This is a genomic window from Caulobacter sp. 17J65-9 (assembly GCF_010975005.1).
In the GTDB taxonomy this organism is placed as follows: domain Bacteria; phylum Pseudomonadota; class Alphaproteobacteria; order Caulobacterales; family Caulobacteraceae; genus 17J80-11.
The window spans coordinates 1-18,543 of sequence record NZ_JAAIVC010000001.1 but is presented as its reverse complement, the minus strand read 5'-3'; the positions used below and the strand labels follow the sequence as shown (position 1 = coordinate 18,543).

20 protein-coding genes are annotated in these 18,543 nt (G+C 67.4%); 13 read left to right on the top strand and 7 right to left on the bottom strand.

Annotation, left to right across the window (positions count from 1 at the left end; translation table 11 throughout):
- Positions 1 to 464 precede the first annotated feature (464 nt).
- From G3573_RS00105 to G3573_RS00090, 4 genes are read left to right on the top strand one after another with little or no spacing between them, the layout of a single operon-like run.
- Positions 465 to 647 carry a hypothetical protein gene (locus tag G3573_RS00105; protein ID WP_163258806.1) on the top strand — a complete coding sequence of 61 codons (183 nt, stop codon included), beginning with the start codon at positions 465 to 467 and terminating at the stop codon, positions 645 to 647.
- 22 nt (positions 648 to 669) lie between these two features.
- A complete protein-coding gene (locus tag G3573_RS00100; protein WP_163258805.1) occupies positions 670 to 1,101 on the top strand; it encodes a hypothetical protein in 432 nt (143 codons plus the stop codon).
- Between the two features lie 2 nt (positions 1,102 to 1,103).
- The gene (locus tag G3573_RS00095) at positions 1,104 to 1,703 is read left to right on the top strand and encodes a hypothetical protein (protein ID WP_163258804.1); all 600 of its coding nucleotides are present in this window, start codon (positions 1,104 to 1,106) and stop codon (positions 1,701 to 1,703) included.
- Positions 1,704 to 1,750: 47 nt separating this feature from the next.
- On the top strand, positions 1,751 to 2,407 hold the full coding sequence (locus tag G3573_RS00090) for a thermonuclease family protein (protein WP_205597969.1): 657 nt from the start codon (positions 1,751 to 1,753) through the stop codon (positions 2,405 to 2,407).
- A 400-nt stretch (positions 2,408 to 2,807) separates the two neighbouring features.
- On the opposite strand, the gene G3573_RS00085 is transcribed toward G3573_RS00090, so the two are convergent.
- From G3573_RS00085 to G3573_RS00060, 6 genes are all read right to left on the bottom strand, one after another.
- The gene (locus G3573_RS00085; protein ID WP_163258803.1) at positions 2,808 to 3,236 is read right to left on the bottom strand and encodes a hypothetical protein; all 429 of its coding nucleotides are present in this window, start codon (positions 3,234 to 3,236) and stop codon (positions 2,808 to 2,810) included.
- On the bottom strand, positions 3,233 to 4,009 hold the full coding sequence (locus G3573_RS00080; RefSeq protein ID WP_163258802.1) for a division plane positioning ATPase MipZ: 777 nt from the start codon (positions 4,007 to 4,009) through the stop codon (positions 3,233 to 3,235). The genes G3573_RS00085 and G3573_RS00080 overlap by 4 nt, the downstream gene beginning before the upstream one ends.
- Before the next feature lie 833 nt (positions 4,010 to 4,842).
- Positions 4,843 to 5,724, bottom strand: a complete 882-nt coding sequence (locus tag G3573_RS00075) for a replication initiator protein A (protein ID WP_163258801.1) — start codon at positions 5,722 to 5,724, stop codon at positions 4,843 to 4,845.
- Positions 5,725 to 5,901: 177 nt separating this feature from the next.
- Positions 5,902 to 6,975 (bottom strand): hypothetical protein, encoded by a 1,074-nt coding sequence (locus G3573_RS00070; RefSeq protein WP_163258800.1) that lies wholly within the window; start codon positions 6,973 to 6,975, stop codon positions 5,902 to 5,904.
- Positions 6,976 to 7,132: 157 nt separating this feature from the next.
- Positions 7,133 to 7,660: a hypothetical protein gene (locus G3573_RS00065; protein ID WP_163258799.1), complete on the bottom strand. Its 528-nt coding sequence runs from the start codon at positions 7,658 to 7,660 to the stop codon at positions 7,133 to 7,135.
- A 331-nt stretch (positions 7,661 to 7,991) separates the two neighbouring features.
- Positions 7,992 to 8,330 carry a YnfA family protein gene (locus G3573_RS00060; RefSeq protein ID WP_346427312.1) on the bottom strand — a complete coding sequence of 113 codons (339 nt, stop codon included), beginning with the start codon at positions 8,328 to 8,330 and terminating at the stop codon, positions 7,992 to 7,994.
- 505 nt (positions 8,331 to 8,835) lie between these two features.
- Here G3573_RS00060 and G3573_RS00050 point away from each other — a divergent pair.
- Complete coding sequence (locus G3573_RS00050) at positions 8,836 to 9,318, top strand: Fur family transcriptional regulator (protein WP_163258797.1); 483 nt, start codon at positions 8,836 to 8,838, stop codon at positions 9,316 to 9,318.
- A gap of 23 nt (positions 9,319 to 9,341) precedes the next feature.
- On the opposite strand, the gene G3573_RS00045 is transcribed toward G3573_RS00050, so the two are convergent.
- Complete coding sequence (locus G3573_RS00045) at positions 9,342 to 9,755, bottom strand: helix-turn-helix domain-containing protein (protein ID WP_163258796.1); 414 nt, start codon at positions 9,753 to 9,755, stop codon at positions 9,342 to 9,344.
- Positions 9,756 to 9,836: 81 nt separating this feature from the next.
- On the opposite strand from G3573_RS00045, the gene G3573_RS00040 reads away from it, so the two are divergent.
- The 8 genes from G3573_RS00040 (at position 9,837) to G3573_RS00005 (ending at position 18,238) form a co-directional block, all read left to right on the top strand.
- Positions 9,837 to 10,505 (top strand): cation transporter, encoded by a 669-nt coding sequence (locus G3573_RS00040; RefSeq protein ID WP_163258795.1) that lies wholly within the window; start codon positions 9,837 to 9,839, stop codon positions 10,503 to 10,505.
- A gap of 25 nt (positions 10,506 to 10,530) precedes the next feature.
- Positions 10,531 to 11,010 carry an SRPBCC domain-containing protein gene (locus G3573_RS00035; protein ID WP_163258794.1) on the top strand — a complete coding sequence of 160 codons (480 nt, stop codon included), beginning with the start codon at positions 10,531 to 10,533 and terminating at the stop codon, positions 11,008 to 11,010.
- A gap of 69 nt (positions 11,011 to 11,079) precedes the next feature.
- Positions 11,080 to 11,718, top strand: coding sequence for a cation transporter (locus G3573_RS00030; protein ID WP_163258793.1), 639 nt, complete (start codon positions 11,080 to 11,082; stop codon positions 11,716 to 11,718).
- A complete protein-coding gene (locus G3573_RS00025; protein WP_163258792.1) occupies positions 11,715 to 12,074 on the top strand; it encodes a hypothetical protein in 360 nt (119 codons plus the stop codon). The genes G3573_RS00030 and G3573_RS00025 overlap by 4 nt, the downstream gene beginning before the upstream one ends.
- 118 nt (positions 12,075 to 12,192) lie before the next feature.
- Positions 12,193 to 13,401 carry a TolC family protein gene (locus tag G3573_RS00020; RefSeq protein WP_346427317.1) on the top strand — a complete coding sequence of 403 codons (1,209 nt, stop codon included), beginning with the start codon at positions 12,193 to 12,195 and terminating at the stop codon, positions 13,399 to 13,401.
- Between the two features lie 2 nt (positions 13,402 to 13,403).
- Entirely contained in the window at positions 13,404 to 13,799 is a 396-nt protein-coding gene (locus tag G3573_RS00015) for a hypothetical protein (RefSeq protein ID WP_163258789.1), read from the top strand.
- On the top strand, positions 13,796 to 15,004 hold the full coding sequence (locus tag G3573_RS00010; protein WP_163258791.1) for an efflux RND transporter periplasmic adaptor subunit: 1,209 nt from the start codon (positions 13,796 to 13,798) through the stop codon (positions 15,002 to 15,004). Before G3573_RS00015 ends, G3573_RS00010 begins: the two co-directional genes overlap by 4 nt.
- Positions 15,005 to 15,016: 12 nt before the next feature.
- Entirely contained in the window at positions 15,017 to 18,238 is a 3,222-nt protein-coding gene (locus G3573_RS00005) for a CusA/CzcA family heavy metal efflux RND transporter (protein ID WP_163258790.1), read from the top strand.
- Positions 18,239 to 18,543 lie beyond the last annotated feature (305 nt).

Here is an 18,543-nt window from a genome sequence, read left to right as displayed (position 1 = left end):
ATCGGCCTCCACGCGCTGGCCGGAAGCCCTCTCCCGGTCCTCAGCGCATGAAGGCCTCCCCTCCCTCCCCCCTTCTCGCGGCTGACAAAGCCTTGATGTCGCGTGCGAGGAAAACGAGCTGCGGACGTATTCAGCCTGGGAGCCGATTTCGGCGCCGCATTGTCCGGGGTCGCGCCGACCCCGTACGTCTACGGGTGGCTGTTTGATCGCCGCGAGGCCACGGCACAGACATGCTGATCCGAACGGTACGAGGCCGGTCGGCTCGGTCCGCCAAGGCGCAGCGGACCGATCTCTCCGTTAGGTCAACTCGCGCCGGATATGTAACCATCGTTTACTCGCCAGCCAGGCGAGCCCGTGTATGAGCGTAGCCACTGTGTTTGTGTGTTGGATCAGCGTAGCCGGCCGTGGTAGGGCCTCGCCCTGCCGTGACGCCGACCCCCATGTTCGTGAAAGGACATGGGAAGGTGACAATCGACGAACTGAAGACGCTGTTCGCGCTCGTCGAAAAACTCTGCTGCGAGGCGGTCCGGATCATCTCCGGCGAGGAGCTGCTGCAGACGGTGAAGCTGGCTTCGGCGAGTCCCTCCAGCCCAGCCACGGCCAAGTCCAACTTAGTGAAAGCGCCGCTGGCCAGCGCCGCCGCCTAGGTATTTGGCGGTGCGCATTTCAATGCAGCTGCATGGCAGTTCGAGTTACCACGATGACGCATCCGCCCGCGCAAGCCTGCACTACGGCTGGTGGGATGCGCTCGTCAGATTGCGAAGGCGAGTCTACCCGCATCTGCCCTTCGGCGATGTGGAGGACGCTCTGTGGCGTGGCGAGCGGTTTATCCGGGAATGGGCGGCAGAAGCCGAAATCTATGGCTGTCAGCCAATCCATATACTTAGACCGCCAGGTGGAGCGGAGCGGAAAGCCGGAGGTCTGGCGTGGCGCTGGACCGACATGATGGAGCCGATCGGCTTCCAGGACCGAAGAATCCTGGCGGCCGGTCCGGAGGGGATGGTGTTCGTCTACGGCCTCGGTGGGGACGGGTCCGTACGACTTCTTGTAGGCCAGGAGCGACAGGGGGCGCTCGACCTGGCCGGACTACATCGGGTGTAGGCGTGGGTTTCTTTGGTAGCGAGGCGCGTACGCGACGGCGCGCAGAGGAGTGGCTTCGGGCACGGTGTAAGCGTGCTCGGATTGTCCACGACCTGCGCGCCTGTTTCGGCGCGCTGCTGCTCGACGTCGCGGCGATCAAGTCAGGCGGCATCGTCGGCGTAATCTTCGCCCGTCCCGGAGAGGAAATGGGCCTGCTGAAGGCGCGCGTGAGCATGGCGAAGGACGTTGCCGAGGAGGTCTGGGTGATCGGCCGCCTCGAGCTGACGCAAGTGTTGGCCCAGGAGCTGCCGATTTACGTCGGCGTGCTGAGCGACGAGCCGTCGTCCGACCCGTTGCAGTTCAGCGGCCGCAAGAACTTCATCGACCCGCGGGCGCTGGCTCGGCTTTTGACGATTCCCGAGCTGCAGGTTCTCGTCAGTTCCAAGGAGGTCGACCACCTCACTCTCGCCCGGTGCGCGGTCGAGGCGATGACCGGCGCCGAGCTTAAGGCACAGGTCTGCGAGAAGCTTCGGGTTCGCCGTTTCGACTTCGCGGACGAGCCGATAGCGTATCTCACGCCCGCCAGAGAGGCGCCGACCCAGGAGCTTCAGCACTGGCCATGACGATGAGGTGGGGACGCAAAGCGGCGGCCGGCGCGTTGGCGGCGCTCATGGTCGGGATCGCCGGTCAGTCTGCAGCGCAGACGATGTGGGTCGGGCGGGCCAGCGTGATTGACGGAGACACTCTGGAGATCCACGGCCAGCGCATCCGCATCTGGGGCGCTGACGCCGTGGAGAGCCGGCAAAACTGCGTGTCGCGCGACGCGCAGTCCTGGGCCTGTGGCCGTCGTGCGGCCGCAGCGCTGTCGGACTGGATCGGCCAACGCACGGTGACCTGCAATGTGATCGACCGCGACCGCTACGGGCGAGCCGTCGCCCGGTGCGCGGTCGGTGGCGCAGATGTGGGGGCCTGGTTGGTCCGAAACGGCTGGGCGCTGGATTACACGACCTACTCCAAGGGCGCGTACAAACCGTTCGAGCGCGAAGCGGCGGCCGCCCGGCGCGGCATCCATTCAGGGACGTTCGATGCGCCATGGGAGTGGCGCAAGACCAAGGACACGCTGACGGTCGCGCCCTCTCCGCCCCCGCTGGGCGGGCGGCCAGGCTGCACGATCAAGGGCAACATCAGTTCCAAGGCCGAGCGGATCTACCACGTCCCCGGGCAGGAGAATTACGACCGCACGCAGATCAATCTGGCGCATGGAGAGCGCTGGTTCTGTTCCGAGGCTGAGGCCGTGTCTGCAGGCTGGCGGAAAGCGGCCAGGTAGGTGCGGCTTAGATGGCGATGGCTATCGGAGGCCTGACGGCCGTCCGACCCGCCTGCAGCGGCTTCTCTGGGCCCTACAAGGCCAAACGCGGCAGGAGGGGTGCCCCCAAGCTCGGTGCCGCCAATCCGATGGGTCCAGTCGAGGCCGGTGCGCGTGAAGAGGGTCGCGCCGCCTGCATCGACCCGCACCTGTAAGCGATAGCCGTCCAGCTTGATCTCACGGACCCAGTCCGGTCTGGCCGGCGCCCTGGCGTCGGATACGCACAGCTGCGGGGCTATGAACGGGGCGTGAGCCCCCTCCCCTGCCCTGTCGAGTCGAGGCGCCGGCATTCACGGCCAACGAGGCGGCGGCGCCGGCGTTCCTCCAAGAAGAAAGGGGGCCTGAAGGCCCCCTCCCCTGCTCAGATTTCGAAGTCGTCGGGCAACTTGCCGTGCTCTCGTTCCCAGAGTTCCAGCATCTGGCCGAGGAACCCCACGTAGGTGGCCCGCTCAAAGGTCGCTCGACGCACGAACTCCTTCAGCACCTCCGGATCGCCGGTCAGGCTCAGTTGGCCGATGTCGCCACCCTCCCCCCGCCGCCGGCGTCCGATCACCAGGCGCTTGCCCTTGGCCTTGGGCGGTTCCGGACGCGCCGGGGGGGCTGGCTCGCGGGGCTGACGCGGCGAGCGGCTGTGGAAGCCGTGAGCCTCACCGGCCGCCTTTGCGGCCGCCGCCTTCTCCACGTCGATCGTCTTCGCCTTGGGGGCGAAGCGCGACAGGTCGGGCCCAGTGTCGACTTTCGGAGCTGTGCCGCCGGCCAGCTCGTCGAAACCAAACGGGTCGTTGCTCACGCCGCCTGCTCCTGGGCTTGGGTCAGAAGGGTCAGGATTTCCTCCGAAAGCGCCTTGGCGTCTGCCCGGGCGCCGGCGAGGCCGTTCACCTGATGCTCAGGGGCCTGCGAAACCGGCAGGTCTGACAGCAGCGCATCGAACTTGAACAGCGCGCGGAAGGCCGGCCGGTCGTGGAGCGTGGTGGTCATGAGCGGCAGGCCGTTCTTCGCAAGGTTCTCGCGGATCTCACGCTCGTCGCGCGTCACGACCGCACCCGGGCTCGCCTTCGTGACGAGGATGCGATGCAGGACAGTCTTGCGGGCCATCTTCTCGATATGCCGGATCACCTGGATCGTGCGGGCGACCTGGTTGGCGTCGAGGGTCGTCGGCGCAAACGGGATCAGGACAAGGTCCGCCTGTGAGGCGACGCTGTTCAGCCACTGGTTCGGCGAGCCCTCGGGGTCGGCCACGATGAAGTGAGACCAGGCGGAGGCGCCCTCGATCCAATCGAAAACCGCCTCGTCGTCGTTGTCGGTCGTGATCACGACGATCCGGCTCTCGCCCGCAATCGTACGGATCTCCCCTTCGGCGTCCGCGGCGCTTCCGACTTTTGTCTTGTTGGCTTCGATGACCGGCGTGCCACGGCGGGTCGCCCAGCGAGCCATAGGTCGGTTCGGGTCGCCTTCCAGGATCACGACCTTACCTCCGGCGGCGACAATCTCGCCGGCGAAGACGAGCGCAGTCGTAGTCTTCCCGCTCCCGCCCTTGGTGTTCGCAACGACAACGGTCGGCATGCCTACCCCTCTGTACGATCAAAGCCCTCCCGGCGTGGCGTACGTGCAGTCAGCGCCAGACAAGCTGAAAAGACTAAACCTTCCAGACGGGTACAACAGGCTTTGCAGTTGCGGCAAGCTAAAACCGTCAAGAACGGCGAACACGCCCGACGCTCTGAGCGTGTCAGGCGCGCTATCCCTGCACACCCATTCGAACACCCCCGACGCTTCCAACAGGCTCGGCAGGGAGGCCGTTCCGGGCACGTCAGGCATGTAGAACATGTTTTATGGGTTGGGGCTGCATTGGACGTTTCGAGCCCTGAGCGACAGATCGCGACGCTTCGGCGGCGGTCCCAGCAATCCTGGAATCACAGGATAGCAGTGATGAAGACCTGCGTGCGTCCGCCGCCGTCAGAGCGATCGACCGATGGCGAGCTAACGTCCACCCCGGAGGCTAGAGGCTCAACGGACTGCGCGTGCCAAAACGCGAGCGCGATCCGTTGAAGGAAGGCGATTTGCGCCAGGCCTGGCACGGGAAGGAGGGGAGGGGAGTTTCGATCGGAGCTCGCACCTCATTTCACAAAAGAACGCCCACACCATTGAGCCGAGCGCGTGCGCCTTACCTGGCGCTCGCGCGCTCGGCCTTTCAGGCAAACCCACGAGCGTTAAAGGGTTAGAAGAATCTAGTTATAGCGTTACGGAGCTAGGAAGGCCTTTGCGCACAAGGGTTTCCGGGCGTTTTGCGTGTGTGATCTACCGAGATTCCGTGGGCGATCTACCGACACCTAGCGTGGCCGTTGTACCGAGCCGTTGTGGGCGTTCTACCGATGCGTCGGACTTATCCACAGGCGTGGTCAATCTACCGAGTCGGATCGCCCTTTCGGGCACGCCAGCACGAGGATTCTGTCATTCGATACGGCAGGGCGCAGCTTGTATCCGTCCTCCCTCATCCCGGCCTCAAGCTCACTCGACGGGTCGCCCAGGAGCCCAAATCGATAGTCTGGAATAGCGTCGGCCTCGATCACCTTCTTCAGGTCCCGCTTGAAGAAGCGAAGCTCTTGCTGCGAGCCGACTTTCTCCGCCAGGGCAGGCAGAAGAATCCGCCATTCCTTCTGGCGTCCGACGTGCTTTCTCGCGAGTTGGTAGAGACGGCGCTCCAGCCCGCCGGTGAGCGCAAAGTAGTCGCGGCTGATCGACAGCACCCGCCGATCCTTCGTTACGGCCCGATGCATCCAATCGGACAAGCTGATCTCAACGGCCCGCATACGTCGCGAGCCGTCCGCCCGCTCATCCTCGATGATCTCGAACGTGTCGATCCAGCCAAAGCCGCGGTGATTGCGCTGGCCGCCGCTGACGATGGTCGTTTCCACGGTCGTTGATCGCAGGCGGAAGAGGGCGTCCTTGAAGAGCTCGTAGGCCTGCTTTCCCGTGCCGCGTTGCGTCACCCGCAGGAAGTCGTGGGCCGCAAAGTGCACCTTTCGGTCGGCCGGCAAGCCACGCTCGAGGCGCTCGTTCAGAAGGCTTGCGATGTAGATCAGGACATCGCGGTCCCAGATGGTCGCCATGCCCTTTGGGCCAGGGGAGACCACGATCTTCACGTCGTCACGCTCGTAGACGAACGCCTCCTTCTGGGGGCGCTTGGTGATCGAGAAGAACGGAAACTCCATAAGCGCGCGTTCGTCCCGTAAGGGCGCGTCCACGAGGCTGTCGAGGAAGAGGTCGACCTGGCTGGCCATGTGTGTGCGATCTACCGAATCGGGGCGTGTGCGATCTACCGAGGCAAACACGATTCCCGGCGTGAGCGATATACCGAGTGCGCGTGCGCGCTCGGCGTGGGCGATCTACCGACCCCCGTCCTAAGGCGGTACGCCAGGGTCGTGTGCTAAACTATTGATCTGACTACGGCGCCACGATCACGGATCCGCGGCCCGAGGGATCGGCTTTTCTCTCCAAAGCTGACCCGTCAGCGCCGCCGACGGATACGGCTGTCCGTCCAGGCCGGACATTCCTTCGGAAAGCGAGCGAACCACGGCAGCCGTGCTGCGAGGGCGGCCGTTCGCGAAGAAGAGAGCCCGGTTCGCCTTCGCAGCGCGGGGCAGAACGGCGGCGGCCGGCCGGAGCGGCGACAGCCTTTCGGCGCGCAGGATCTCGGCGGCGCCGTCAGCGCCGAGGACGTGCGCGAGGTAGAGTTCGCTCGCCCGGGGTTCTCTGCCGAGGGAGCTTCGCAGCGCGCGGGTGTTGGCGCGCGCGAGCTCCGCTGCGAGGAGGGCTGAGACCTGGGGATCGTACCGCAGGCCCAGCACGTGTGCCCGGGCGACCGGATCTGGGATGTAGGGACGGCCGGACGCGTCCTGGCGCACGAGAGCCGCTTCGCGCCGCAGGCCGTAGCGTGGTCCGTAGTCGCGGACCATGGTGAGCCAGGTCCGTTCAACGAACTGGAACAGCCCCGTCGCCGAGCTGGTCGGGGCGCGCGCGTAAGGATCGAAGGAGGACTCCCGCCAGGCCGTCCGGTGTAGGTAGGCTTTTGACACGCCAGTCACCGACGCCGCTCGGTGGATTGCGGACGAGACGACAGGGGAGGGGGGCCCGGGCGGCGCACGGCGCGGCCTGCCCTTTAGCCCTCGTCGGAGGAACTCCAGGCCGTGGGGCTGCTGCGCTGGGATCGGCTCAAGCTGCAGAACGGTGAGGGTCCTTACGGCCTTCTCCGCCAGCATTGGGTGCAGGAACGCCAGTTCCTTTGGGACTGTGACTTTCACGTCCGCCCCTCCGTGCAGGGCGATCGCCTGTTGCTCCGCGCGCATGGCGCGGACCACGGGATCGATAGCGAGGATATCCAGGACCGGCTTCGGGTCTGTGTAGGCAGACGGCGCCGGGCCTTGGGCCAAGGATACGTCAGCCTGCGCTTCAAGGCGTCGGGCGAGCCGATCGGCCTGCGAAACGTAAAGCACAGCGCCGGTGAAGCTCGCCGCTGCCCCCAGCGCCAGCACCCAGGCACCGACCGGCGTCCAGCGCCCGACCAACGTTGGGAGGGTGGGGAAGGGGCGTATAGCTCGCATGGGAGAACGCGCCCCCTCTGGGAGACAGCCGGAGGGGGCGCACGTCAGGGCGGGACCTTGGAGAAGTGAAAAGCCGCCCGGACGAAGCTTATGAGACGACACGAAACTGGCGGCGTATGACGCCCTCGGGCCGAGCCGGCTGATACTCGACCCTGTTCACCTGGCTGACGGCCTCGCCATTGCAGCTGGTGTTGACGCAGAACTCGGCGACCAGGTGCGAGCGGAGCAGCAGCTCAAAGCTGTGTTCGTCGGTGCTCCGGGTGACGGCGAACATGACCTGGTCGAGTTCGTATCCGAGAGCTCGGGTGATCTTGATGATCGCGCCAAGCTTCAGCGGGCCCTCGGGGTACTGCTTGGATAGCGGGCGTCCTCCACCCGCCACCCTCGCGGCGTCCAGATCCGCGCTGACATCGGTGTGATAGCTCGCATAGCGCGCCAGCGTGGAGACGGAGACGCCCGTCTTCTCGCTGATGCCGCGCTTGGTGACCCCGCGGCTGTGAAACCTTTGATCGAAGAACCAGGAGAGCCGACGGCTCACCTCTTCCTCGGTCAGCTCGCTTGTATGCCAAGGCATGCTGCTGTCCCCAACTTGCCGACGGACGAACAGTGCAAACATAATGTTTGCACTTAGCGGCATGGCTATCCCCGAGCGTTGCTAACAAGCGGTTAAAATTCGCGCGTTGGTGGAGGGCGGCGTGTCGGGCCAACTTAGAACTGTCCCGATTCCAACTTAACGTCCCAGGAGGGTGTCGCGCGACCGTTCCCAACTGAACGCTGTCGGCACTTCAGGCCGGTCGGCGACGCCCGCCCTATAGAGAGCTTGAAGGTCGTCGGTGTGGCGCCGCTACGGAGCTACGGCGCCCAAAAGGCTCGTCACAACCCCAATTGGAACCTTGGTCAGCGGACGTCCGGCTAGGTAGCAGAGCGCTGATATGCTGCGTAGGGTCTCATCTACGCGGCCCGAACAGGATGATGGCTGCCCCGATTAGGGCCACCGAGGCGCCCAAGGTGTCCCAGCGGTCGGGCCGCGCGCCTTCTACCGCCCACAACCACACGATCGACGCCACGATATAGACGCCGCCATAGGCCGCATAAGCCCGACCGGCGGCGCTGCTGTCGATGAAGGTGAGAAGCCACGCGAAGACCGCGAGCGAGGCCATGCCTGGGGCAAGCCAAACCGGTGACTTGCCGAGCCGCAGCCAGGCCCAGAACGCGAAGCAGCCGCCGATTTCCGCTGCGGCGGCCACTCCATAGATGCCGACGCTTTTCAGCCCCCCCGTAAGCATGAGTTCAGCCGCACCCGCACCCGCATCCCCACGGCACCGCGGCTAGCGTTGGCGCTACGAACTGCTCAAACATCATCTCGGCCGCCCCTGTGCAATAGAGCCGTCACCCAATGAGGCCACTGTTCATGGCCTGCGCGATCATGTGCGCTTGGTTTCGTGCGCCCAACTTGAGGCGGGACTGTTTAACATAGCTTTCGACGGTGCGAGTCGACAGGCCGAGTTGGATGGACGCTGCGCGCACGGAAAGTCCGCTCGCCAAGAGCTTCACGATCTCTAGCTCACGCGCTGTGAGATGGAACGCCGGCTCTCCTTCAACTCGCAGCATATTTGCGCACTCATGACGTCGCGGTGCGATTTGAACCGGGTGAGGGCAGCCGAGTTCCCGACGCGGTAGAGCTTGGTTGTTCCTTATGCCGTTCTATCCAGCGCAGCGGATCTGGACGAGTCTGGGCGACGAGGTTGAAACGAGTCCGCCCCGCTGTAAGCGCGGACGTAACGAGGTTGCATGGACCACTGCGAACACGCCGACACCGGCCGGACGGGATTGTTCGGCCAGGCCCTCGACGACGCGCTGGCCGACGCGGAAGCGCGCTGTGGAGCCGTCGGGCAGCGACTGACCGCCCCTCGGCGGCGGGTCCTCGAACTGCTGCTCGGGGCCGAGGGGCCGGTCAAGGCCTACGACCTGATCGGCGCCTTCGGCGCGGGCGGGGGGCCGGCCAAGCCGCCGACCGTCTATCGCGCCCTGGATTTCCTCGAACGCCAGGGGTTCGTCCACCGCATCGAGAGCCTGAACGCCTACATCGCCTGCCGGCTGGGCGGGGCGTTGCACGCGGCCGCCTTCCTGATCTGCGACTGTTGCGGCGCGGCGCGCGAGATCGCGCCCGCGGGCGCTGAAGCCTTCGTCGCCTCGGCCGAGCGCGTCGGCTACGAGGTGAAGACGCTCACCGTCGAAGCCCGCGGCCGGTGCGGCGCCTGCCGGGTCGCGTGAGCCCCGCGCGTGTCCTGCGCGGATCAGTGCTCGGCATGGGCGCAGCGCCCATGATCGGCCAGGGTCTCGATGATCCGACAGGTCGCGACCTTTCCCGTCGCACACGATGCGACCATCCGGGCCAGTTCGTCCCGCAGGGCTCCCAGCCGTACCAGCTTGGCCTCGACTTCGGCCAGGTGCTCCCGTGCGATCCGGTCGGCCGTGTCGCACGGGGTGTTCGGCTTCACAGCCAGGTCGAGTAGCGCCCTGATGGCGTCCATCTCGAACCCCAGCTCACGCCCGTGCTTGATAAAGGTCAGCCGCTCAAGGTGCTCGGCTTCGTAAAGCCGCCGGTCACCTTCGCTGCGCGGCGGCTGCGGCATCATCCCGACGCTCTCGTAGAACCGGATGGTGGTCGGCTTCACGCCGGTCCGTCGGGACAGTTCGCCGATGGTCATGCCCGATCTGGACGGCATCGCCTTCTCCACAAAAAAAACTCGCTTGCTCCTCCAGTCACTGGAGGATGCACAAGCCGATACATGACCAGCGCGACCTGTCACGACAAGCCCGCCTGCTGCGGCGGCCCCGCCCCGGTGTTCGACGGAACGTCCCGCGCCTTTAGAGGCGTGCTCTGGCTCGTAGTGGGCATGAACGCGGCCATGTTCGCCGTCGAGGCGGTGGCCGGGCAACTGGCGGGCTCCATGGCCCTGCAGGCGGACGCCCTGGACTTCGCGGGCGATACCGCGACCTACGGCCTGACCTTGCTGGCCATCGGACGCGCGCTACAGTTCCGCGCCAAGGCTGCGCTCTTCAAGGGGGTGACCCTAGCGGTCATGGGCATCTATGTGCTCGGCGCTTCGCTGTGGCGAACCTTCGTCGAGGGCGCGCCGGAAGCGGTCACCATGGGCGTGGTCGGAGCGATGGCGCTGGCCGTCAACGTGGCGGCCGCCGTGATGCTGGCCCGCTGGCGGGACGGCGACGCAAACGTCCGCTCGGTCTGGCTGTGCTCGCGCAACGACGCGATCGGCAACGTGGCGGTCCTGGCGGCGGCCGGCGTGGTCGCATGGACGGGCACGAAATGGGCGGACCTGGCCGTGGCGACCGTCATGGCGGGATTGTTCCTGCAATCGGCCGTCCTGATCACCCGGCAGGCCAGCGACGAACTGCGCCGCGACGGTTGGCGCGCGCAGCGCCCGGCGGCACAGTGACCTGCCGGGCCACGCGCAGGACGCCATGAACGAAGTGACGAGCGAGCTGATCTTGAAGGCGTCTCCCGACGCTGTCTGGCGGCTGTTGACCGATTTCCCAGGGTATCCGTCCTGGCGACCTGGCGTGAGGATCGAGGGCCCGGCCTCCAAGGGCGCGGAGCTCAAGTGTACGCTGCGGCTCCGGGACAACCGGGACCATCGACTGCCGCTGGAAATCGTTGAGTTCGACCCTATGCGACGCCTGTCTTGGGCGCTCGGCCTTCCCGGGCTCCTGCAGTTCATCGAGCTCCACGAACTGTCCCCGACGGCGGGCGGGGTCCGGCTTCGTCACGCGGTCCGCTGCAAGGGGCTTCTGTCGCCGCTGGTCCGGAGCGTGTTCACGCGGAGAGCCGCGTTTTTCCTGGAAGCGACCGACACGGCCATCACAGGCCGGTTCAACTCACTGCCGCCCTTGAGGCAGTCCGGAAAGGGCTTCCGCCAACCTAAGAAGGCCCGCGGAATCTAGCGTCCGAAGCTGCAGCTGCCAGATTTGACGCTTGCTCCTCCAGTGGCTGGAGATCGTAAGGCAGTGCCAATGAACAGCTCAGCCAAGCACGACAGCTGCTGCGGCGCCGTCGAGAACCTCGACGGCGCTTCGCCGAGCTACAAGCGCGCGCTCTGGCTGGTGGTCGCTCTGAACGGCGCCATGTTCCTCATCGGGGGCACCATCGCCGTTCTCGGTCGGACCGTGTCCGTACAGGCGGACGCTCTGGACTTCCTGGGCGACGCGCTGGCGACCGGCGTCGGCCTCGTCTTGATCGGCAGGTCAGCGCGCGTGCGCTCAACCGCGGCTCTCTGGCAGGGGGTCGCGCTCGCCGCGCTGGGCCTCTTCACCGCCGGCTCGGTGCTATGGCGCGTCTTCGTCGGGACGCACCCCGAGGCGCTGTCGATGGGCGCCTACGGCACCCTCGGCCTGATCGTCAACGTGACCTGCGCCCTGCTTCTGGTGAAGCATCAGGGGCGCGACGCGACCGCCCGGGCCGTCTGGCTCTACTCGCGCAACGACGCTATCGGCAACGTGGCGGTTCTGGTCGCCGCAGGGCTGGTCGTGGCGACCGCCACACGCTGGCCCGACCTTGTCGCCGCGGCGGTAATCGCCACGTTGTTTTTACACTCGGCGTTCACCATCATACGGGACGCGCGGGGCGAGCTCGCGCGGGAAGGGGCTCGATGAGAGCTGAAGCGGCATCGCTGAAGGGCTGGCGCGCGGTCGTGACCGTCGCGGCGGTCGTGCTCGGCTTGCTGCTCGCGCTCATGAGCCAGGCCGCCCACGCCTCGGAGATCACGGAGCACGGATCTCACGCCGAGGCCGCGCTGGTGGAACACGACCACGGCGACGGCAGCCCGATCCACAAGATTTTCCATGTCGGCCACTGCTCTTCGCACTGCACCGGGCACACCGCCGTCGCGCCGCCTCTGGCGGGCGGTGGAGGCCTCCCGATTGTCGACGCCATGGATTGGGACACGCCCGAGCCGCACCAGCTGACCGGGCTGGCCCAGGCCGTACAGGACCAGCCTCCACGCGGGTGACGAGCCGCGCGCCTCGACGGCGCGCATCCGCTTTCGTCATCATCCGTGGAGGTCTTTCGTGACACCCCCCTACCGGACCGCGCCTGGCGCGTCGTTCCGCCTGAGCGTCAGCTTGGGCGTGATCGTCGCCGCCCTGGCTCTCGTGTCCCCCGCGCTGGCCGAGCCCGCGCCGTCGTTCCCTGACCTGCTTCGGCAGGCTGAAGCCACTTCGCCGCGCCTGGCCGAAAGCCTCGCGCAAGTCCGCGCCGCCGAAGGCCGCGCCCGCCAAGCCTCGGCCCGGCCCAATCCGGAACTCGGGCTGGAGGTCGAGAACTTCGGCGGCGGCGAGCCGTTCGACGGCTTCGCCGTCGCCGAGACCACTCTTTCGGTGGCGCAACCGCTCGAATTGGGCGGCAAGCGCGGCGCGCGCATCGGCGCGGCTCGGGCCGATGTCGAACTCGCCCGTGCGCGCCAGCGCCAGACTATGGCCGACTTCGCCTTTGATCTCGCGGCGGCCTACGCCGAAGCCGAGGCGGCCGACCGGAGACTTGTCCTCGCCCAGGAAGGGCTGGAGCTCGCGCAAACCGACGCGCGCGCCGCGCGATCCCTGGTAGACGCCGGCCGCGAGGCTGAGCTTCGCGCAGTGCAGTCCAATGCGGCCGTCTCCGCCGCTCGCGCCGACCTCGACGAGGCACAGGCCGCACGGTCGACCGCCTTTGCACGCCTGACCGCGCTGGCCGGTTCACCGACCGTATTTACCTCCCTCGACGGGAGCGTGCTCCAGGACGGCCCCGGACAGATTGCAGCCCCGCTTGCGGCGCAGGTGACGAGCCCAGCGGTCCTGGCCGCGGAGGCGGAGCGCGAAGCCGCGGCCCGGCGAGTTCGTATGGAGCGCACGCGGGCGACGCCCGACGTGACTGTCGCGTTCGGACTTCGTCGCTTCCAGGGCGATGATTCGACCGCGCTGGTGGCCGGGGTCTCGGCCCCGATCCCGGTGTTCGATCGCAATCAGGGCAACACCGCCGCCGCGCAAGGCGAGTTGCAGGCCGCAGAAGCGCGGCTGAACGCAGCCCGGTTGGACGCCGAAGCAGAACTGAGAAGCGCTCAGGCCCAGGCCACGGCAGCGCAGACCCGCTTGGCCGCAGCGACCGAGGGAGAAACGACCGCGGCTGAGGCCTATCGTCTGGCGCGCGTCGGGTATGACGCCGGACGCCTCCCCCTCCTTGAAGTCCTCAACGCCCGTCGCACGCTCGCTGAAGCGCGCGCTCGAACCCTCGATGCGCGCCTCGCGCGCCTGCGCTCTGAAGCGGGCCTCGCCCGCCTCCAGGGCCGCGCCTACGGAGCCTGACCGTGAACACCAAGAACAAGAACCAACTGCTCCTCACCGGCGCCGCGGTCGTCGTGGCCGCTGGTCTAGGCTTCGCAGGCGCTGAGCTCCTGCGTTCCGCCGATCGCACCACGGCCCCTGCCCAGAACGGTCACGTCGAAGGCGGCGGGGACGAAGAACTTGAGGCCGGCCACGGCGAGGAAGGCGCCGGTCACGGCGCGGAAGGGTTCGTCGACCTCAAGCCTGCGGTCGACCTCAAGCCCGCGGACGCGCGGGCGGCCAGTATAGAGCTCGTGAGCGTCGGCCGCGGCGGCGGCGCAGCCCGAAACGCCGCCGTGGACGCTCGCCTTGCGCGGGTCCGCGCTGAAATCGACCTCGCGCGCCTGCAAGGCCGCGCCCCGTTTGGAACGCCCCAATGAAACGCACATCGAACAACAAGAGCTGGCTGATGGCCGGAGCCGTCGCCGTCGTCATTCTGGGCGGGACCGGACTTTACATGGTCTTCCACCCCGCGCCGAATCCCGCCGCCGAAGCGAGTGGCGAAGCGGGTCACGCCGAAGGCGAGGACGGCCACGCAGAAGGTGAAGAGGGCCATGCCGAGGAGGCCGGCGGAGAGGAGGGCGTGGTCGCCCTGACGCCCGCCCAGATCCAGGCTGCGGACATCGCCGTCGTGGCGGTGACCGGTGGCGGCGGCGGCGAGACCCGGCTTGCCGGTAGGGTCGAGCCTATGGTTGATGCACGCGCGGCCGTCGCCGCCCCGGTCGGCGGGCGCGTCGAGCGGGTGCTGGTGGCGGCCGGGCAGTCGGTTCGGGCCGGCCAAGCCCTGGCGGTGTTGGTCAGCGGTGATGCCGCCACCTTCCGCGCCGACGCCGATGCGGCCGCCGCTTCGGCCGCAGCAGCCCGCCGCGCCTACGAGCGCGAGCGAGACCTGGAACAGGCGGGCGTGGTCGCCCGGCAGGGGGTCGAGGCGTCCCACGCCCAGGCGCTGAGCGCCGAAGCGGCTGCTCGGGCCGCGCGCGCTCGCGCGTCCGCGGCGGGCTCTCCGAACGCCTCCGGCCGCCTCAACGTCACCAGCCCGATCACCGGCGTGGTAACCAGCGTCCAGGTCGGGCCGGGCGGCTTCGCGGCTCAAGGCGGGGTGATCGCCGAGGTCACCAACCCGGCCCGGGGCGAGCTCGTCTTCAACGCGCCGCCGGCCTTGGCCGCTCAGGTTCACGCCGGCTCGCAGGTGCACGTGCAGGGGCCGAACGGCGAGTTCGAAGCCGTCGTCACCGGCGTCGCCGCCGACGCGGGTGAGAAGAGCGGCGCAACGGTCATCCGGGCCCGGTCGACGGGCGCGAGCCTGCCGCCGGCCGGCTCGGCGGTCAGCGGCTCGGTCGTCACCGGCGGTACTGCCGGGAGCCTGACCGTACCGTCGGAGGCGGTGCAGACTGTAGAAGGCGCCAACGTCGTATTCGTGCGCACATCCGAGGGCTTCCGGGCCGTGCCCGTGCTGGTCGGCCGGCAGGCGGGCGACAGAACCGAAATTCTGCGCGGGCTGACCGGGGCCGAGCGCATCGCCGGAGCCAACGCCTTCCTCCTGAAAGCCGAACTCGCAAAGGGCGAGGCCGAGCACGGCCACTAGGGAGCGACGCATATGTTCAACGCCATCATAGCGGCGTCGGTCCGGTTCCGCTGGTTCGTCGTCATCGCCGTCGCGCTCGTCGCCGGCCTCGGTCTGTTCGAATTGACCAAGCTGCCGATCGACGCGGTTCCCGACATCACCAACCGGCAGGTGCAGATCACCACTGTCGCCCCAGCTCTGGCGCCCGAGCAGATCGAGCGTCAGGTCACCTATCCGCTGGAGACCGCGCTCGCGGGCATTCCGGGCCTGACCAGCACCCGGTCGCTATCGCGCAACGGCTTCAGCCAGATCACCGCCATCTTCACCGACGAGACCGACATCTATTTCGCGCGCCAGCAGGTCGCCGAACGCCTCGCCGCGGCCCGCGAGGGCCTGCCGGAAGGGGTCGAGCCCGGTCTGTCCCCGATCACCACGGGTCTCGGCGAAGTGCTGATGTGGACGGTCGACTACGTGCCGTTCAACGCCAAGGACCTGGCGAAGCCCGGCCAGCCGGGCTGGCAAGCCGGTGGGGTCTATCTGACTCCCGAGGGCGCGCGGCTCACCACCCCCCAACAGCGCGCCACCTATCTGCGTACGGTCCAGGATTGGATTATCGCTCCGCAGATGAGGGGCACGGAAGGGCTTGCGGGCGTCGACACGGTGGGCGGCTATGTCAAGGAGTACGCCGTCCGCCCGGATGCGGCGCGATTGTCCAGCTATGGCCTCGGCCTCGGCGATCTAGTGGAGGCGGTCGAGCGCGCCAACACCCAGGCTGGGGCGGGCTATGTGCAACGTGCCGGCGAAGCCCTGGTCGTGCGCACCGATGCGCTCGCCCTAACAGTCGAGGACCTCGCCCAGGCCCCCGTCGTCAATCGCGGCGGCCTTGTGGTGCGGGTGGCGGACGTCGCCACGGTGGAAATCGGACAAGCTCCGAGGCTGGGCGGAGCCAGCCGCGACGGCCATGAAGCGGTGCTCGGCACGGCGCTGATGATCGCCGGCGGCAACAGCCGCACCGTCGCGCAAGCTGCCGCCAAACGGCTGGCGGAAGTTGATGACAGCCTGCCGCCCGGCATCGTCGCCGTTCCCGTCCTGAACCGCAGCGAGCTGGTCAACTCCACCATCGCCACCGTGGCCCGGAACCTGACCGAAGGCGCTTTGCTGGTGATCGTCGTCCTCTTCCTGCTGCTCGGCAATATCCGGGCGGCGACGATCACCGCCCTGATGATCCCGCTCAGCTTCCTGTTCGCGGTGATCGGCATGAACCGGTTTGGAATCAGCGGCAACCTGATGAGCCTGGGCGCGCTGGACTTCGGCCTGATGGTGGACGGCGGTGTCGTCGTCATCGAGAACACCCTGCTCTTGCTGACGCAAAGGCGTGCCGCGCTCGGGCGCATGCTCACCCGACACGAGCGGATTGAGGTAACGGTCCAGTCCGCGCGTCAGATGGTCAAGCCAGCGGCCTACGGCCAGCTGATCATCCTGTTGGTGTTCGCTCCACTGCTGATGCTGGAAGGAGTGGAAGGCAAGACCTTCCAGCCGATGGGGGCCACCGTGATGTTGGCGCTCGTGGGCGCCTTCATCTTCTCCTTCACCTTCGTGCCGGCCATGACTGCGCTCCTCGTGCGCGATCCCAAGTCGGTCCACCTGGGCCCCGACGGTCAGCCTGTCGAACACGAGACTTGGATCCTGCGCTTCGCCCGCCGGCGCATCGAGCCCGCCATCCAGGCGGCGGTCACCCGGCCCAAAATCGTGCTGATTTCCGCCTTGGCCGCCCTGGCGGTCGGCGCGGTCTCATTCGTGACACTGGGCCGGGAATTCATCCCGACGCTCGACGAGGGTGACATCGCCATGCAGGCGCTTCGGGTACCGTCTGCCTCTCTGGAGCAGTCGCTGGCGATGCAGATGGCGCTGGAGCGCGCCATCAAGGCGCAGCCGGAGGTCGAGACCATGTTTTCGCGCACCGGCACTGCAGAGGCGGCTGTCGATCCGATGCCGCCGAACATCTCCGACAGCGTGATCGTGCTTAAGGACCGTAAGGACTGGCCCGATCCCAAGCTGGAGAAGGAGGAGTTGATCGAGCGTATCGAAAAAGTCGCGGGACAGCAGATCGGCAACAATTTCGAGTTCAGTCAACCTATCGAACTGCGTTTCAATGAACTGATCTCCGGGGTGCGCACCGATCTGGCCGTCATGGTCTACGGCGACGATTTCGCCACTCTTCAGCGAGTGGCGGACCAGGTCGCAGTCGCATTGCGCGGGACGACGGGGTCGGCCGACGTCCGGGTCGAACAGGCTTCTGGCCTGCCCACCCTAACCGTCAAGGTGGATCGCTTCGCCGCGGCCAACTACGGCCTGTCGGCCGCCGACGTCAGCGAGGCTGTTTCGGCGGCTGTTGGCGGGGCGGAGGCCGGCCGCATTTTCGAAGGCGACCGACGCTTCGATGTCGTCGTGCGACTGCCCGACGCTGCGCGCAACGATCCGGCGGCGCTTGCGGCCTTGCCGATCGTGGCCGACAGCGGCGTCGTCGTGCCGCTCTCTTCGGTTGCCCGCATCCAGGCCGCCGAGGGCCCAAACCAGATCAGCCGGGAGAACGGCAGCCGGAGAATGGTGGTCCAGGCCAATGTGCGCGGGCGTGATCTCGGCGGATTTGTCTCCGACGCCCAGACGCGGGTTGCGCGCATCGACTTGCCCGCGGGGGTCTACCTGGACTGGGGCGGTCAGTTCGAGAACTTGAAGCGCGCCGAGCAGCGTTTCAGCATCGTCATCCCGATCGTCTTCGTCCTGATCGGAGTATTGCTGTTCATGGCCCTCGGTTCCTTCGCGGAGGCAGGCCTGGTCTTCGCCTGCGTGCCCCTTGCTCTGGTTGGCGGGGCGCTGGCACTGCTGCTGCGGGGCATGCCGTTCTCGGTCTCGGCCGCGGTCGGCTTCATCGCGGTTTCCGGCGTCGCCACCCTGAACGGATTGGTGCTTATGCAGGCGATCCGCGAGCGGCTGACGGCGGGTCGAGCGCCGCGGGAAGCCGCCATAGAGGGGGCCTTCAGCCGCCTGCGCGCCGTCCTGACCACGGCGCTCGTGGCGATCGTCGGCTTTATTCCGATGGCCCTGGCCCATGGCGCGGGGGCCGAGGTCCAAAAGCCGTTGGCGACCGTCGTGATCGGCGGCCTTCTGACCGCCACGGCGCTGACCCTGCTGGTTTTGCCGACCTTCGCCGCCAAGGCGGTCCGGCATCGGGCTGCGGAAGGCATGGACGATTGACCCGCGTGTGTGCGCCGAGGACCGCGAGCGTCGTACGATGCTCGCGGTCCTGGTCCGCAACGCCCTGCTGTTCGCGGGTCATGGGCCGCGAAGGCGGGCCCGGCGCGCGTCTCTTCGACCTCGCCAAGGAGCGGGCTGGTCGGCTGCAGGGCCAGGCCATGGACCTCGTCCGACGCAAGCCGGGCGGAGGGGCTTGGTGAGCATCGGCCGCCCTTTGGGCGGCCCGTCAGGCCTCGGGAGCGCTCGGCCACGCGCTCCCGAGGCCATGGTCAGACGCATCCCGGCATAGGACGGTAAGGGCTGTC